Consider the following 17,414-nt stretch of genomic DNA (forward strand, 5'->3'; position numbering starts at 1 on the left):
GTAGCGACGTAGAGGGCGTGATTTCCGGAGCGTTAGAATCTGAAGCTTTGCTTCAGTTCTTACGTTTGCAATTTACAGGAGTCAACTTGCCCGGTGGCTTGCCGTAGGGTGCGTGCTAAAGGGGTTTATATGCAGTTTAAGGTGTAGTGGAGCTATGAAATAGCGACATCCTTATTGCAGTAAAACCGCGAAATTGAGTTATGCACGTTATTTACAGGGTATTTTTAATAAGTTTTTAATGATCTTTTTAAGATCTTTTTTAAACCTTTTTAGAAGTGCTCGAAACCCGCATCAATAAAGGCTCTCAGACGGGTCACTGTGACAAATTGCCCTCGCAAAAATGAGTTACGTACAGCTTAATTGACAGGGTATATTATGTGTGACAAGATTAAAACATGTCACAACTGTTGAGTTTAGCTAATGGACGCTATTGAAAAAAACACTAAACCCCAAAAATATGGTCAACGTATTGTACAGTCAAATGAACTGACTGAAGCTGCATATAGTTTATCACGTGACCAGAAACGCATGTTGTATTTGTTCGTTGACCAGGTAAGAAAAGCGGATAATGCTGGAAAAGGAAATGAACACAATGGGTTATGTGAATTGTCAGTAGCTGAATATGCGGAAACCTTTCACCTTCCATCTGCTGAAGCCAGTAAGGATATCAGGAACGCATTAAAGGATTTTGTTGGTAAGGAAGTCGTCTTCTATCGGCCAGAAGAAGACGACGGAGATGATAAAGCATATGACAGCTACCCTTGGTTCATTAAGCGCGCCAGCAGCCCTAAGAGGGGCTTATACAGCGTTCATTTAAATCCATACCTGGTACCGTTTTTCATTGGTCTGCAAAATAAATTTACTCAATTCCGGTTGAGTGAGACTAAAGAAATTACTAGCCCTTACGCGATGCGACTGTATGAATCACTCTGTCAGTACAGAAGCACCGGCACAGTGATACTTACAGTAGAGTGGATGCTGGAGCGTTATCAACTACCTAAAAGCTATGAACGTATGCCTGACTTCAGGCGCCGCTTTCTTAACCCGGTCATTGACGAAATCAACGAACGTACACCGATGAACGTGACTTATTATGAAAAGAAAAGCGGTAGATCGACGAGCGCTATCGTTTTTAACTTCACTGAGTCGCTACTCTAACTGTGACAAATCGCCCTCTTTTATAGCATCCAACTTTCAAACTGTGACAAATTACCCTCACTTTAACGGCTATAATGCGGTTAAAGGTAGTTTGTCACAGTTTAATAACTTTCTTGAGGGCGATTTGTCACACTTCATTCCGAGCATATGTTACCCACATACCCACAGTCATTTTCTGCGCACATAGTGCGCTGGCGCTCCCGCTTCACCGGCCAGCTGGGTGGCCAGCCGGTTCACTGGCTAAAATGAATGTGGATATATGGATAACGAGCACTATAAGCTGATTAGTTTTTTAGCCCGGAGAGCTTCATTCTCAGAAACTACTCCTGCAGGCTGGCCATGAATATCATAACGAACAGAACCTGGTGCCATGCATTTCAAATACGCCGGTGACTGAGCTACTGCCTTTAAGCAGTGTCGGATTTGCTTTCTTGAAATAGGCAACTGACGCTGTTCGCGATCGTTAAACATATCTTCCCGGATTTTAATTTTCATGATCTTTACTTCAGTTCTGTCGAAACAATCTGGCCAGTATGCACTTAGCATTAATAATGCCTGCTCCAATGACACCCTTTTCTCAGGTTTCGGTTTTCTCGTGGCTCTGGCTGCTTTAGCTTGTCTAGCTGGCACTTCTTGAAGTGTGACAATCTGCCCTTGGTTTTGGGATGCCGAATCTTTCCCAGGAATGATGAGTTTACGCTTATGACTGATAATTTTATCTGAATCAATCGCCCCAGTTGTAGGTGCAGGTGATTTTCGTTTTAACTTAAGAATTTCTCTTTTTTCGTTTTCTGCCATTGTTGCACACCATCGCTATTAAGTGCCGCAAAGGTTAACAAAAAAAAGCGGCTCACTGAATATTTTGATAACTGAAGTGTTAAACCGCGTGACCCTGCGATCGTATAAAAATCTACTATCCCCCCTTCCTGCCAGACAAGACGAATAAACATTAGATAGCGAATGTGTTTAACAGTCTTGCTTTCGTGAGCGGAAATCGCGGCTGCTTTTAGACGTGATTTCAGTGATTTCGAAAGTCTTAGTGATGAGCAAAGCGAATCGCTTAGAGCTGTTATTCATATATAGCTGACAATGCCTGGCGCATTGTGCCAGGTGGTACTTATAAAAGCGCTGCGATAGCAGGCGCTTAATCAGCCGCTATCTAGCTTTATAAAAGCTCGTTAGTTCAGAATATAAGAACGAAATTAAGTTATGAATTGGAATGAATTACGACTTTAAGTGATTAAAATATTAGCATTACGAATTTAAATGGTGAAAAAATCAATAAACTAATAATGTCGATTTATGAATGGAATATTCTGCAAATTGAGAGGGGCGGGTGATAGGTTAATTTATGTGCAATATAACGCCAGATTCAGCACTAAAACCGCGTATACGCGGTTAATAAAATTAAGTAGGGTTTGCCTAACCTTTCGGTATGCTTTCAACCAAGAGCTTGTAAAGCGCCTCTCCTTTCAGTTCGGGGTAGGCTCCCTTGATCGAAGACTCCAATGGATGCGTTATGAATACTGGTTGAGATGCACTCCATTTAGTATAGAGCTGATAATAGTACCGCTGCTCTGGCTCTCGACTTGTTTTCAATGCTTCTTCAGCTGCTAATAATTGCTGCTCTAATTCGGATACTACCTTGTGCTTTTCATCTGCCTGCGCAGACTCAGTTGGCAGCACTTCGCGCTTAATCTTCCGGAGTAACCGTTTAAGCGAATGCGCATTATCCAGACTGGCCACGTTACTGCGTGCAATGCGTAACAAATGCCGCTGATAGCGCTGTTGTAAGGTTTCGCGCAATCCCTTCCGTTCCATCCATCTCCTGAATTTTGTCATCATATCGCGTAGCTCTGACACGTTAAAACCTAGCGTTTCAAAGAACTGCGGCCTAATCCAAATCCGCATAGCTTTGTGCTGTTTTACTTCATGGTCAAATTCACGGTGAATAATAATTAACTTTGCCTCTTCCCAGTCTCTTAACGCTGAAAGCACAGGATCATAGGTTTTGCGGCCGTTATCACATTGATGATATTGGCCGGTTAATCTGGCCAATTCTTCTACTGAGGCCATCAGTTCAAACAGATATTCATTGTCCGGGTTATAGTCACAATGAGCCACAAATGCCATAGCTAGGGCATCATAGGTTTCCCTGCGCTCAGAACGAACACTGATACGTTGATTTCTACTGCAGCGTAAATCATAAATTGCTTTATTCCGGTTCCAGCTATGTTTATCCAGTGCGGCGGCAAATTTTCGCGCAGCTGGCATATTGGGAATATGGCCACAAAACATCGGAATATGGTGCCGGTGAATCTTTTGCACTCCGGGCAGAGAATTATTCAGGTCCATGAATATCCTCCGCCGGATGTTTTGGGTTGAGGCGAAGCGCAGCTGGCGAGCATCGAACAACCCAGGACAGGCCGGTGGATACTATAAACATAACGCCACCCCACCTAATATCAACAGGTGTGCTGCATAACCGTACAAGAAGAAATTCTTTGGTAGTATGCGTCCCTCACTTTTCAACCCACCAAATATCGCCCAGACAACAATAGTGAGTACCAGGCCGCCAAATGCGACGATCGCTAAAATATGAATATTCAGCAATATGACAATCAGGCACCAGAGTGTTAATATTCGGCCTGAGTTTTTACTGATGAATAACCAACGGCTGCACCAGAGAAGTAATAACCCAAAGATGAAGTAACTGGTCAGTGAAAGTGGTAAATATGCCATAACTATAATCATGGCCATGATGTGCTTTATCGTGACTCCACTTCGAAACCACTTCAGACTCTGACCGGCTACTGCAAACGTGAATAAGATATTCAGCTGCCAGAACGCGGTACCGGCATTCATTACAACCAGATAATAACAAGGTTGCGCAATCACAGCCCATAACCACAGTCTGTTTAATGAACTTTGTTTTATCTCCGGATGCCGCGCCTGATTAATCCCCCAAATTAACGCAAATAACGGAAATGCCATCCGACCTATTAGCATTAACCAGCCGTTATGCAGACTAAGCGCCGTATTGGCATGATCTGCAATCATCGCCAGAAAAGCGACGATTTTGATGCAGTCAATTTGTCGGGAAGTCATGGTGAGCCAACTGGTATAAATGGTATTTTTTGTCACAACAGTTAAGTTAGCATCCATGACTATTCCCCTATCTCTTTTTCTTTAACAATCTCACGTTCCATCTGCTCAATACGTTCTTTTTGCAGATCATGAGCGACATCCCGGATGGCATTTTGCGTTTCTTTGTCTTCCAGACTGAAATCGAAACCCGCTATCGACTTTTCATCCTGACGATTTTCAGTACCCAGTTCCACAGCCAGTGATTTTAACGTCTCGTCATCAACCTTCTGGTTATTCAGCATTTTTTCAATCTGTTCTTGCGCTTTTTGCTCATCCAGATTCTTCTCTTTCGCTAATTGTTCCTGTTCCGTCAGAATAAACGGATATTCAGCACGGTTATCTGTACCCTGACCGGATACCTGTTGAATACGATCATCAGGAATGATCCTGTCACCGGTGATGCGGGAAATGTTATGGGGTTCCCCCTCACCCTGCAGGCGAACCAAAATACCACTCTGTGGATGGGCCGCCGCCAGTTCAAATGCTTTGGCCATATCGGAAGCAATACGAACCTCACCATTCTGGCTTTCCTGCAGACCGGCAAAACGTGCATCATGTCCGCCCAGTATTCTCGGTTCCTGACTTAGCCAGGCGCCGCGCTCGGATTGAAGATGGCGAAGTTCATCAAGATAGACGCCTGCAGCACGGCCATTACTATCATAGAGTGGCAATGCAACATGCGGTTGAGGGTACTTTTTGCCAGGTGAGACAAAAAACGCCATTGATTTACCATTCAGATTTGATGTTTTTAGCAAGGCTTGGCCCAGAGCGGTGTCTTGCAGAGGTTTAGCTGTTTCAAGCAATCGGGTACCTATTGCAGCATTGTTATCATCAGATTGGTGGAGTATGTCGTGTGCTGATTTACGGTCAGTGTGTTTATCCAGTGCCGATAAAAATGCCTCTAGATTATCGGTATAAACCTGAACGTGCTCTTTGGCTCGCGACAGGGCAACATAAGCCCCTTCAGGGCTAACCAATCTAATTCGATCGCCTTCAGTACCTTCCAGTACAATAACAAATCTGCTGCTGGCACCTTGAGCGCCATGAGCAGTTACTGCATAAGCTAAATCGATGTGCTGATCGGCCATCACTTTGGGTTCAATGACCTTATCTTTCTGGCCATCAGTTAGAACGATGGCATTGTCTTCAATAGATTTAACTTGCCACATGCTATTAGCAACATAGCCACGATCGTTATCGGTTCGTGAAAAACGAACTTTATCGCCTTCACTAACAGTAAGAGATGCCCGCTCGTATATAGATACCTGCTCTTTACTGGCTTCAAAGCTCGATAAGATACGGCTTGATTTATCGGCATCAATGAACGTTACAGTCCCTTGCTCTTTATCTACGCCAGCTATGGTGTAATACTGATTATCCAGCATGGCAATTTTCCCTTTATGAGCCTCATACCCAGCCACATTACGAAGCTCATGTGAACGTACATTGACCTGCCTTAATACAGATAGTGAAGCCTCTTTATCGCCAATAAGCCCTGCTTTATGTAATCCAGAATGAACCTGGCTATTGATGGCGTGTCGGTCACTATTCACATGGACAACAATCAACGTATTTTCACGAGCCTCATCACTTCGACCGATATAATCCTGAGCGATAGCAGCCAGAATATTATCCGGCTCTTTTGGGCCTGCTAATGGTTGTTCAGTTGCTTCATTTGACAAAACAACAGGACCACGCGGCACATCTTCATTCTCGTCTTTAGTTTTGATTTCTTTAACTGATTCATTTGGTACCCATGCACCTTCCCGACGTTCGATTACCGCCGGTGATACGGTATTTACAATATTTAGCGCTTCACGTTCATTTCGCTCAATCATGCTGTAGATAGCTGGCTTGAGTTCCGGAGACTGGCGAACAATATCTTTCATCACTGCCATATCAATAGCACTGCGCTGCTGTTGAAGCTTAAAAGGCTGACCAGGATCTATCGGGCGTAACTGATCAACGTCCCCACTGACTACAGCTCTGCCACCCGTTTTATCTATTAATTGATAAACATTAGCCATGTCACGGTTGCCAACCATTGAGCTTTCATCCACCAGAAACAGCGTGTTGCTGTAATCTGATTTAGCGCCGGCCATTTCTTTTTGTGATTCTTCATTTAAGAAAGAGGCCAATGTTTGTGCTTTAACGCCAATGTCCTGCATCTCATGAACGGCACGATGCGTTGGGGCTAAACCAATCACCTGCGGACGTTGAGCTTCCGGCAACGTCTCTAAAGCACTTAAAACAGCCTTAAACTGAGTGGTTTTACCTACACCGGCATACCCCTGGATGGCAACGAACCGATCAGGTGTCTGAAGAATAAGCCTGGTCGCTTCCTGCTGACCTTCAGTTAGTCCCTGAAGATTGCTTTCGGGTACCTTTTCCATTAGCGGTGACACACTGCCCTTACCTTCCGCAACAGAACGGATGATACTGCGCTCAATATCATAGGTAGCGCGAGAAACCAGCAGATCAACACCACTACCTTTGACGACCGGCAGCGCAATCAGCTCACCACTTTTTACCTGCTGATCGATTTCTTTGATGATATCCACCAGAGTGACACCTTCGGTTCGGTCTAATGATGCGCCGATCAGATTAGTTTTACTGAATGCCACATCATTTGCCTGAACTTGTTGCAGTCCTAAATGAACGGATTGTTGAACGGGCGAATAGAGATTATCGGTTAATTGCGTGACAGCCTCGCCTAACTCATCTTTACCGGCACGTTCTTTTACCTGCACACTCACTACCTGGTAGTTAGGGTTAATGGCCAGTTTTCTCTCGGCGCGGTCTGATGGCAACGCCGTATAAATACCGATTTTATTGCCGCTGCGGGACAGCTGATTCAGTGATGCAGCTGACATATCGGCATGACTGGCAGCGGCCAGAACCGTGCCTTTATCGGATACGACACTACCTAAACTGTCAACATAGCCATATGCCAGCTTTGTTGCGTTGGTGGTATTAATAACCCGTTCTTTCCCGTTCACATTGACCGTTATCGAGTTATCACCAATACCTACCACAATCATCCTGTCACGGGCTTTGATATCGCCCTTGAGTTCGCGACCCAGTGCTTTTAAATTATCACCTTCAGCAACCGCCAGTTCACCCGGCTTATACAGACTCCAGTTACCATCGAGCTGGCTGATTTTTTCAACCCGCGTCCCCTCCTCATTAACCAGCGTCAGGGTATTAGTACTCTCCGTAACGCGATCAACCTGATACCGGGTACGTTGTTTACTCTCCGCGTTCCAGACTTCCATAACCTGACCGGATTTATAGGTTTCACGCTGCCGCCGGCTCTTACTGTCTAAATATATCGGGGTTAATACCGGTATCGTGACTTCAGCGCGGTTAATCTGGCCATGTTCCTTTAGTGCATCACGAATAACATTGCTCAATACCTGTTGTTCCCGGACACCATTGACCTGAGCACTAACCGATCCCCCCTGAAGCCGGTGATTAACGTAATCGGAAGCAAGCTGTTGATAACGTTCCCGCTTATCTGACTCACTGACAACAAAGACCTCTGCCCGGTCACTACCGGAAAACTGATAACGAGGCACATCAGCATCCTTCATTACAGACAGGGCGTTACCGGTCCCTTTACGTTGCTCGGTATCCATAAAGACGACCTGCGCATTCTGGTTTCGCCCCTGTTCAAGAACGGTCAGCGTTTCTTTCAGCGTCAGTTTTTCCGCCTGATCGACAATCAGCGTACTGTGAATCGGTAACGTAAAGTCAGATTTTAAATCCTGGCGGGTGAGCAATCCGGTACCCTGTGAAAAGCGGGGATCTTCCTTCAGGTATTGCTGACTGCGATTATCCGGTGATAACACCAATACCTGACGCCCCTGACGTTGGGTAATATCTACAACCTCCGCCAGTCTGTCCCGCTGCACGGAAGCACCACCGATACCGGATAAAACGGCCACCGGAGGGGCATTACTCGTCAGTTGATACACCGCGCCGGTCTGAATAGCCGGATAAACCGGTTTTTCACTATTGATCTGCAGTACCCGATTTTCCTGCATCATATCTTTAGAAAGCGCATGAATGCTGAGTTCATCCAGTAGGTGAATATCTGAAGTGAAAAGCCCTTTTTCTTTATCCAGTGGGATCAGGCGATTATCCTCAATCGCTTTATCTATCCCCTGCCTTGCCAGCGCAAATACGCCTGCTTCAGCAGGAAGACCGCCTACCGTTTTGGCCAACACCTCTGAATACGTGAATTGAGTTTTATTATCACTGAGCAACGATATGGCACCGGCAACCGATTCATTGACCTGTTGATTGGTCTCCCCGGCAAGAGCAGGTTGAACCGGTTCAACTAACGCTCTGGTTTGCGCCTGTGCCTGAAATTCCTTCAGATTAAAGCCGGTTTCTTTTAGCCGGCTTTGCCAGTCAGACAGAAGTAAAGCCGGGTCTGATGCCACCTTCGCTTTACGCGTATCCAGAGCGGCTATATCACGGGATTTTCTGGACGCATCCTCACCAACCGCGTCTCTGATAGACTGACTTCGTTGGGAAAAAGGCTCAACCGGCACGCCGGTGATTTCCCACAAACCATTTTTACCTGAGTCGTGGGTTTGATACCCCATTCCTTCAACATCCTTACGGAACGCATGCTGATATATTTTTCCTAATGCAATCTGGTTGGCCAGAATGGTCTCGGAGAAACCATTCTTCGTCACGGTATTGCTGCTCAGAGAGCGCCACTGTCCCTCTATTTCCGTCGCATTAGCAATCAGGAGATGAGTATGAACTTGCGGGTCTAAATCTCTGGAGGTGTCATGGTTAAACGTGGCTGCCACCATATTACCGGTCAGGACAACCTCGCTTTTACCGTCTTCCATCAGGCGGGTACTCGCAAGCGTTTCAATTTGTCCGGCAGCCACGGCCACCGCCCGGTTATGGGCCTCAATCAGTCGTTTATCGCCACCAATCAGTGCCAGAACCGAAACACTTTTCGGTGCCGAGAATGTCAGGTCATATCCGGGCCGATGCGTTTCTTTACCGTCCTTCATGTAAGACAGGCTACTGCCATCCGGCAACTTACCCTGAAGAACGGCGGTTAACTTGTCATTTTCAACAGGTCCTGTTAAACCCAGCTTTTCAGCGCCCTTTCCCATCCACTTAGATTCCAGGCTGCCTAATACATAGTAGTTATCCTGATGGCTGTAATAACCAGCAGCGCCATCAGCAGAACCAATTACGCTGAAGCTCATCATAATAATCTCTCCCCTGGCTCATCACCTGAAAGACCCCGGTCTTGTTGGGAGTGACTAATATTGATTTCTTCACGGCGAGCTATTTTCTGCTGCTCAAGTTCCTGCTGGTCAGCATATTCCTCATACAGTGCCATATCGGTAATTTCACCGGATTCATCCACACCCGGCGGTAAGAGCATTTCCCTGTTTTGCTCACGGCCGCCACTTGCTCCTGCAGGATGTGCAGATACGGCTGTATTACTTGCCGCCGTACTGGTGGATGTGGTGTTAACCGGTGGTGGAACAACGGCATCAGATAGTTGGACTGGTTGTTCAGCAGATGTTGGGGAAGTAAACAGCACATCCATCGCCTTACTTTCTGCCTCAATCTCTGCCAGTCGTTGATTGAGTTTCCCCATGGCCTCCATATCAAACGCTCTGGGCTCAAATCCTTCAGCCACCTGAGCAAACTTTTCATACTTCAACGTCATCTTAACGACCGGAAAAGGTCCGGGTAGCGTGACATAACATTCCAGGTTATCCAGCGACTGGATATTGGAGTAACTGACAAGTTGAGTGCGGTCTTCATCTTTACCGACCGAAACGCCATCACGAACGGAGTCCGCACCATAGGAAAATTGCTCACAGGCCTTAAATCGCTCTTTTTCGCCAAGCTCTTCAGCAACCCACTTGGCAATCTCTTTACTGGGGTTACGAAAGAAGAAGCGGGTATTTAAAGTATCGAACATTGCCGCCGCGTTCTTTACGCCATAGATTTCTTCCAGTTGAGCGTAGGACTGAAAACCCAGTACAAAACAGCCACCAAACTTACGGGTCTCTGCAATGGTTTCGACTAAATCGGGCATCCGATGAAGTGTCGGTAATTCATCAAGAAAAAACCAGACACGACGGTCAGCGTTCTCTCCCATAGCGAGTAAGTTTTTAATCGCCACACTGAGCCAGGCTGAAATAACGGGTTTCAGTGCTGAGTGGTTTTTGCCGTCAGAGGTAATAAACAGCCAGCCGTTTTTCCTGCCATCGTCTTTTACATCCCGCATCCAGTCGCGAATAGTAAATTTTGGTCCACTCTTCTCAATACCCACCAGATAGCGCAGCGCTTTCACATAGTTAGTCAATACCCCACGAATGGAAATGGCGGTTTTCTCTATTTCAGAGGCAACCAGGTTAGCTGAAGGCGTATTCTGTAAATACGCCCGCAGATTCTTCAGGCTGATAGATAACAGGGTGTTCAGCAGGCGCCAGTAACTGCGATCTTTATCCTGCTTCATGCGATGGGCGCCATCGGTGAAAATCGTCCGGGCAGATCCCTGCCAGAACGGATCGGCGGAATCCCCTACTGAAGGGATTAACGAGCTGGCATAGTTTTCATATTCTGGAATGGTGAGACATTCAGACCACAAATCCCAGTTAGCACAACGTTTATCGAGTGGGTTTAAAATATGGTCAGTAGCAGGGTCATAAAACTCTTTAACAAAGGTAGCGCCTTTATCATAAACAATCACCAAATCCCCACGTTTGCGGGCATATTTCATAATCGCTCTGAAGGCTCTGGATTTACCGGAGCCGACAGTGCCGTGGACACTAAAATTCTGAACCTCACTGTCTTTCACTAACGCCAGTTTATCCAGCATAATGCTGGAAGCGCGTCCCAGTTTTTTCAACAGTCGAGTAACAGCTTTCGGATCATCCGTTAATGTGCGACCACCGGTGATTTCATCCTCACTCTGCTGCTTACCTTCACGCCCCAATAAAAATACAGTCAACAGAAATAATACGCTGATAAATATACCGCCAGTAAGGCACGCGGAAATAAACTCTTTATATATAAGCTCACCGCAATACGTTGTATAAGCATCATTTAATACTTGTTGAGCTGTATATTTAAGCGTGTAGCCATAATACTCAATATGGTAGATATGTTCTCTGGCACCTATTTGGGATAATGATTGTGTTATCCAGCACCACCAATATTTCATTCCATTAAAGAAGTTCTGTTTTGATACATCAAAATAAAGCGATATTCCAACGATAGAAATAAAGAGAATACTCAACACCCATACGATTTGGCCCATAATCTGGCCAAACATACGTAAGCGCATGGTAAAAAGCTGACCACCCTGGGTCATATCTTTCATGTTAAAACTCATGGGGACTCCCTGAGCGCTATATTTAGCGCCCATATATAAAAGAGATATAATTACTTTTTAAATATGATGTTTAATACCTATAGCCTTTATAATAATTACCCCGTACCAGAGGGATTACCCTCAGAATCAAAATGCCCTAACATGGGAGAACCCGTTGCTGGATTAAAACTGTTTTCAGGAATATCAATATCCGTGTTGAGCATTTCCATATACGGTTTGAGCAATGATCGATTTAGCAGAATAAATACGGCAGTACTTACCCAAATTCCAGTCGCGGTTACGGTTGCAGTCATCACTAATCCACTGGATAAATGTTCAACAATAACATGACCGACAATACATAAAATAAAATAAGAGATTAATGCCCTTTTTGTATTCCTGATAATAAATCGCCAGTAAATATTATTATCTTCCTGACGTTTTCTCAGAACTTTATAAAAAAACACAAATGCAAATAACGGCGGCACAATAAAAAAACAACCAGACAAAATGACCAACAAATAATCCGAATAACCTTGCCTTAAATATAATCCCCAAGTCATCAGTAAAATATTGAGAATAAAAAGCCCAAGAAACACCACCGGAATTTTAAAAACCTGTTGTTTTAATACCATTGTCTTCATCTTAATCGCCCCCGCCCTCTATATTAGGATCGCTTCTCTTTGACGCATTTTTATTACGGGGATCGTTTTTCATAACATCCTCGTAATCATCCTTTTCGCCCTGAGCTTGCCTTTCCTTGTTATAGTTTGTTTTGTGAGTCTGCTCTGCAGATTGATGTTCCCGTTTCAGATTATCACGCTCGCCCTGAACCTCTGATTGTTTTTTATGCGTATCTTCTTTCGCTGAAGTAATCTTAGCCTTAGAACTTTTTATAAGATTATCAACATCGCCTTTCACCTCTTTATTGATACCGGCCTCTTCGGCACGTTTTTGAATATCCGCTTCTCCCTGAAGGTAACTGGCCTCCGCTCCCATGCGTCCGGATGTAGGACCTACGTCTCCCATACTGCTTCCTGCAGTGTCGCGGTTAGTGTGATAATCATCCGCAATACGCGGGGCCAGTTCCTGTTCAACAAACTGTTGAGCCAGAGCCTCCCGCTGACGGGCAATATCCGGAGATGAGGTATTAGTTAAAATATCGTGTGCATTTTCCGGTGATTGCTTCGTCACCCAGTCAGCAAACATCTGGTCATAATTACTCTCAACCTGCGCACTCATATCTTTTGAACGGGAGGCTAACTCACTGTATTCATGGCTGCGGGTGGACGCACTGGAATAATTTTCAAAGTCATTTCTCATCTGGTTTAAGGAATACCCCAACTGATCAAGCTGAGATGCAGAATTATTGTCCGTATGATTGCCGGAGGTGGATGTTTTATCACTGGCAATGACGTCCATCGAATCCCTAAAATCACTGGCCATTTGAGCATTCTTGTTGTGGTTATTGCTGTTATTCTGACTCCCTTTTTCATCAGTACCGTGGGATGAACCAGAAAAACCCTGCAATCCTCCGGATGCAGACGCATTAGCATAAACACCAAAATCAGCTTTCGCCCCTACCTTTAAGTCTGCACTAACGGTTCCTTTTGTTCCCTTATCCATTAACTGCTTAAAGGCCTCATTCTTACTGATGTTATTATCTTTGGCGTATTGCTCCGCGATGGCATTCATTTTGCTAAAGGCGGCGGATTTATTACTGCCTTCGCTGGAATCAGCCCCCTGAACCATCGAGCTGCTGTTACCAAACTGCTGGCTTAATTGCATGGCTTTATTCGATGTAAACGTCAGGCCATCGTTGTAGCCTTTCTGGAAAGTACTGGACTGCTGTTCACTTTCACGGGCCTGCTCCTGGAAGGTACTGCCTAACCGGTTACTAAAGCCAAGATGAACCGGCAGTTGAGACATTGCACCCGATGAGTTATACACGGTATTACCGCCCGCTGTTCTGGTCATCAATCCCCCGCTGACGGTCTGACTGCTCATTTGGCCTGCACTGGTGGCGCTGTTGGTATCCCACTTAAAGCCCTGAACATTATCTGTCTGTAGGTTATTAAACGCCCATGTACCGTCCACCGCCTGCGATGATGATTGACTGGCAACGCCTTGAATAGATGTACCGGTATAACTACCTGATTGTGAAAATGCACGGTTCAGCCCGTAAACCAGCCCCATCGACAGGAATGGAATAAAGGTGGAAATCCAGCCAGCTGTTGTCGCAATATCAGAATAATTCTGCTGCAACGTAGACATGTTGGATAATGTCAGAGAAGTGCCAGATAATTTAGCTTGAAGATTAAAACTGACAGCATGGTTTAGGATGGCGAACATAATCGGCCAGCTTTGCAACCATAATATAGTCAAGAGAAAACCTTTCCATACTTGCACAAACAGAATATTCATCAGGCCAAGCAAGACCATAACAGGGAATAATCCAATCAGAACCCCTAAAATAACAGTCTGTAGCATTGGTATCTGACGGGCAGCGATTTCCGTTGAAGTGGCTTGTGACATACGTAACTTCGACATTGCTGATGTTTCTGACAACATCACTAAGCTTGAGGTATCGTCACTGCGCGATGCGTAGCTGGTAATACCGCGTCGCAAAGCGGTTAGTGTCACATTTTTCTTCATGATGTCGCTGGCACTTTGGCCACTACTATAGAAATACTGATAACTGTCGCCCAGCATTTCCGCCAACAATATATTGGCATCTGGACGACCACCAAACACACTGCGAGCATAATAAAGCCAGGTTGTTCCACCCGTTTCAGTATCCAGTCGCAAATCAGCCTTCAATTTTACTGAAGCTACAGCGCACGTCATAAACTTGCTATCGCGGTCAAACACTCCCCGTAATGGACTCGGATTAGCAAAAATCAACGTATACGGATCAGGAGAATTCATCAGGTCTTCAAGAGAATATTTATGATTGAGATAAATATCGCCAATAACGCAGTTTTGGACATAATCGGAGAATAGGCCTGTTATTTCCGGATTCGCTGAGATGAAATCAGTACTCTGCACCACCAGACCAGCACCAAACAGCATTCCGCCTTTACTGTAAGTTACGGAGTTAGGCGTATGAAATACTAGTTCATACCCCTGCAATATACTGTGCCCCATTACCGTGAACAGATACGATGGAAAGACCAAACCCATCGGCACATTATCAACATGATAAACGGCCATAGGTTGGCTACTGTCGATTATCTGAATTGAACGCTTAATGTTAACCATAGAACTTGTAAGCGTAATGACAAACACCCAGTACAGAAAAACCTTAACGTCTCGGCGGCGGATATAATCTATACAGGTAAGTAATATCCCTATCGCTGTAGCAAGACGAACAAGTGATGTCCAGGCACTGGTACTCATAAATGTAGCTATCGCGTTAAAGCTCACGCGAAACCAGTCCCCGCCGGTAATAACATACATCTCCCACATAATTACGGCCTCTCAAAGCGGTAGTTATCCTGATAACGAGTTAACAATCGGCTGGAAACTTGCTGACGCAGATAGCTCATCTGACGATCGAGCACTAATAGTGCATCCTGTTTTACCTGCACATCCGATTGCAATATCCCAATATTCAGACTGGCCTGAATAAGACTTTCTCTTAACAGTTTCATCACCGGCTCTGGATACTTTTTTCCCCCCAGCATCGTTCTGGATTGCTGAATTAATTCTTGAATGTACTGCATTAAAATGTCGTAAGTGATGTACTCCGAAAGCTGAACAATCACAGGACTGGAAATACCTAGCATCTGTGGGTCAACCAAATATTTCAGAACAGGAACAGAGGTGGATTCGATGAATCCACGCTCTTTTTGCGTTAATGGTTCGTCTGATATTGCTTTACTCTGAATGCTGGCCAATATGGCTTTAACTTGGCCATTTAGAGAGTTTTCACGACTAATGGTCATCGAGGCAATTTTTGGATTCAGACAAGTTGAGTTATCGCACTGATAAACATTAGCTTTCCCGCCATTCACCATCGCAGTAATAATATCGTGATTACCGGCCAATGGAGGTAACGATGTAACTTTTCCGTTATCATCATAGATAATGGTACCGCTGAGACTCATAGCAAATTCGCGCAGACCTGAGTCACCACTAAACATTGTGTTAGCGCCCAGCGAATCCCATATGAGATTTTTATTTCTAAGCACTTCATCTTTTTTATCTGGCGGGGCATTGTTTGTCACACTCCTATAACTACCGCCAATCGTACATCCTTGACGAGAAGCAGCCCAGTCAGCAAAAGCATTTGTTTGCCCTGCAATATCCTGGCAGATTTTCTTTTGACCTTCTTCAAACTGCGGAACAATACCTCCTACAATGGCCTGCGCAGCTTGACAGGTACTGGCGCTCAGGCTGTTAATGTCATTGGCCAGATTCTGCAAGAAATCCTTAGCCTTCTTCATATCCGGAACGGTCGCTTGTAGAGCCAAATCAAAAGCATAACCGGCAGCATTACTCATTATTTGCTTAACCAGTCGCTGCAGCTGCTCGCCATTAATAAAGGAAAAAGCCCCCAGATAGGCATCAATACCACCACAACCGGCATTGAGTGATGGCATCTGGATGGACATTAATTGGATTTGTTTTACTGATGTTCTGGCATAGATTGATCCGCCACTGGCATAGCCAGCAGCCTGCCCCTGCCAGACTTGAGGTTGAGTCGTATTGCTGTCAAATCCCAGCTTATTAAAGAAACTATTCATATCACTATTAACGTCAGCGAATGCCGGAAATAGGCAATTTAGCGTTATTGTTATGGCTAATACGGAGGATTTAAGCTTCATATTTCCCCCTTAATTTATTTCTAATTTTTTTAAATAAAATTTCGCATTTATCACCTAACCAAAGATAAGCACATACAAGCCAGCAAGATAGACCTATGGCAAAGAGGGAAATAGAAATGACGTAATACGATGTATTTAACATCGCAAATGCAACCTGTTCATTAATCGATGCTTTCTTTAACTCCCCGTCATCATAGGCAGATACAGTAAAATGAAATACATAACTAATTGCTTCATAAGTTAATACTCCGGACACAGTTAAGACCATGCCAACGACAAAAAGAACCCAGAGAGTCTTATCTTCGAACTTTTTAATTTCTAACGTGTTATCCAGACGCTTCGTATATTGATTTTCCATTATTTTTCTCCCTTGCTTAAAGCGAACCTAAATACTTCATCTATCCGCGAAGATAATTCCTGAAGACCTACGGCACCCTGGAGTAGTGGAAAGGTAGCCATAGAATTGACATTGACTAAATAGGTTGTCGGTGTAGCAATTGGTAAGCCCTGACTGAAGAATTCAACCATCACTTCCGGTGTCGCCAGCATGACGTTTGGAAACGATTCATCCCCCTTACCATCCAAACTAAACGGCGATACGCTCAATCCCATTTCTTTAGAATACTGTGCAAGAATTGGATCAAATTGCTTGCAGTAACTGCAGGTTGACTGAAGAAATAATGCTACTGTCCAGTTATTTAAATTAACTTTCTGGCCGTTGCTCAGCGTATGCCAGCGATCGACCGGGGTAGTTTTTAATCCCGTAGCAGTTCTATTCTCACTATCGTTCGTTGTATTACGCTGCAGTTTTGCAGCTTCAATAGCAGCTATTTCATCCCAGGTTGAGGCAGAAACCTGTCCACAAAACCCGACCAATACACCAATGATTAATGTGATTAATTTCATCCCTG

At 44.7% G+C, this 17,414-nt stretch carries 11 protein-coding genes; 1 reads left to right on the forward strand and 10 read right to left on the reverse strand.

Going from position 1 to position 17,414, the window contains the following annotated elements; all coding sequences use genetic code 11:
- The first annotated feature begins 420 nt into the window (after nt 1–420).
- The gene (gene repE / locus I2494_RS17775) at nt 421–1,158 is read left to right on the forward strand and encodes a replication initiation protein RepE (RefSeq protein WP_218468409.1); all 738 of its coding nucleotides are present in this window, start codon (nt 421–423) and stop codon (nt 1,156–1,158) included.
- 273 nt (nt 1,159–1,431) lie between these two features.
- Here repE and I2494_RS17780 read toward each other — a convergent pair whose 3' ends face one another.
- From I2494_RS17780 to trbB, 10 genes are all read right to left on the reverse strand, one after another.
- A complete protein-coding gene (locus I2494_RS17780; protein WP_218468410.1) occupies nt 1,432–1,956 on the reverse strand; it encodes a ProQ/FINO family protein in 525 nt (174 codons plus the stop codon).
- A 624-nt stretch (nt 1,957–2,580) separates the two neighbouring features.
- Nucleotides 2,581–3,513, reverse strand: coding sequence for a hypothetical protein (locus I2494_RS17785; protein WP_218468411.1), 933 nt, complete (start codon nt 3,511–3,513; stop codon nt 2,581–2,583).
- An 81-nt stretch (nt 3,514–3,594) separates the two neighbouring features.
- Nucleotides 3,595–4,323 carry a type-F conjugative transfer system pilin acetylase TraX gene (gene traX, locus I2494_RS17790; RefSeq protein WP_218468412.1) on the reverse strand — a complete coding sequence of 243 codons (729 nt, stop codon included), beginning with the start codon at nt 4,321–4,323 and terminating at the stop codon, nt 3,595–3,597.
- Between the two features lie 2 nt (nt 4,324–4,325).
- The gene (traI, locus tag I2494_RS17795; RefSeq protein WP_218468413.1) at nt 4,326–9,548 is read right to left on the reverse strand and encodes a conjugative transfer relaxase/helicase TraI; all 5,223 of its coding nucleotides are present in this window, start codon (nt 9,546–9,548) and stop codon (nt 4,326–4,328) included.
- The gene (traD, locus tag I2494_RS17800) at nt 9,545–11,695 is read right to left on the reverse strand and encodes a type IV conjugative transfer system coupling protein TraD (RefSeq protein ID WP_218468414.1); all 2,151 of its coding nucleotides are present in this window, start codon (nt 11,693–11,695) and stop codon (nt 9,545–9,547) included. The genes traI and traD overlap by 4 nt, the downstream gene beginning before the upstream one ends.
- Nucleotides 11,696–11,790: 95 nt before the next feature.
- The gene (locus tag I2494_RS17805; protein ID WP_218468415.1) at nt 11,791–12,318 is read right to left on the reverse strand and encodes a hypothetical protein; all 528 of its coding nucleotides are present in this window, start codon (nt 12,316–12,318) and stop codon (nt 11,791–11,793) included.
- Between the two features lies 1 nt (nt 12,319).
- Complete coding sequence (traG, locus tag I2494_RS17810) at nt 12,320–15,142, reverse strand: conjugal transfer mating-pair stabilization protein TraG (RefSeq protein WP_218468416.1); 2,823 nt, start codon at nt 15,140–15,142, stop codon at nt 12,320–12,322.
- A 2-nt stretch (nt 15,143–15,144) separates the two neighbouring features.
- Entirely contained in the window at nt 15,145–16,503 is a 1,359-nt protein-coding gene (gene traH / locus I2494_RS17815) for a conjugal transfer pilus assembly protein TraH (protein ID WP_218468417.1), read from the reverse strand.
- On the reverse strand, nt 16,493–16,861 hold the full coding sequence (locus I2494_RS17820; RefSeq protein ID WP_218468418.1) for a hypothetical protein: 369 nt from the start codon (nt 16,859–16,861) through the stop codon (nt 16,493–16,495). The genes traH and I2494_RS17820 overlap by 11 nt, the downstream gene beginning before the upstream one ends.
- Nucleotides 16,861–17,409: a type-F conjugative transfer system pilin assembly thiol-disulfide isomerase TrbB gene (gene trbB / locus I2494_RS17825; protein ID WP_218468419.1), complete on the reverse strand. Its 549-nt coding sequence runs from the start codon at nt 17,407–17,409 to the stop codon at nt 16,861–16,863. The genes I2494_RS17820 and trbB overlap by 1 nt, the downstream gene beginning before the upstream one ends.
- Nucleotides 17,410–17,414: the final 5 nt, after the last annotated feature.

Origin of the sequence: Limnobaculum allomyrinae (assembly GCF_016649425.1) — a bacterium.
GTDB classification, from domain to species: domain Bacteria; phylum Pseudomonadota; class Gammaproteobacteria; order Enterobacterales; family Enterobacteriaceae; genus Limnobaculum; species Limnobaculum allomyrinae.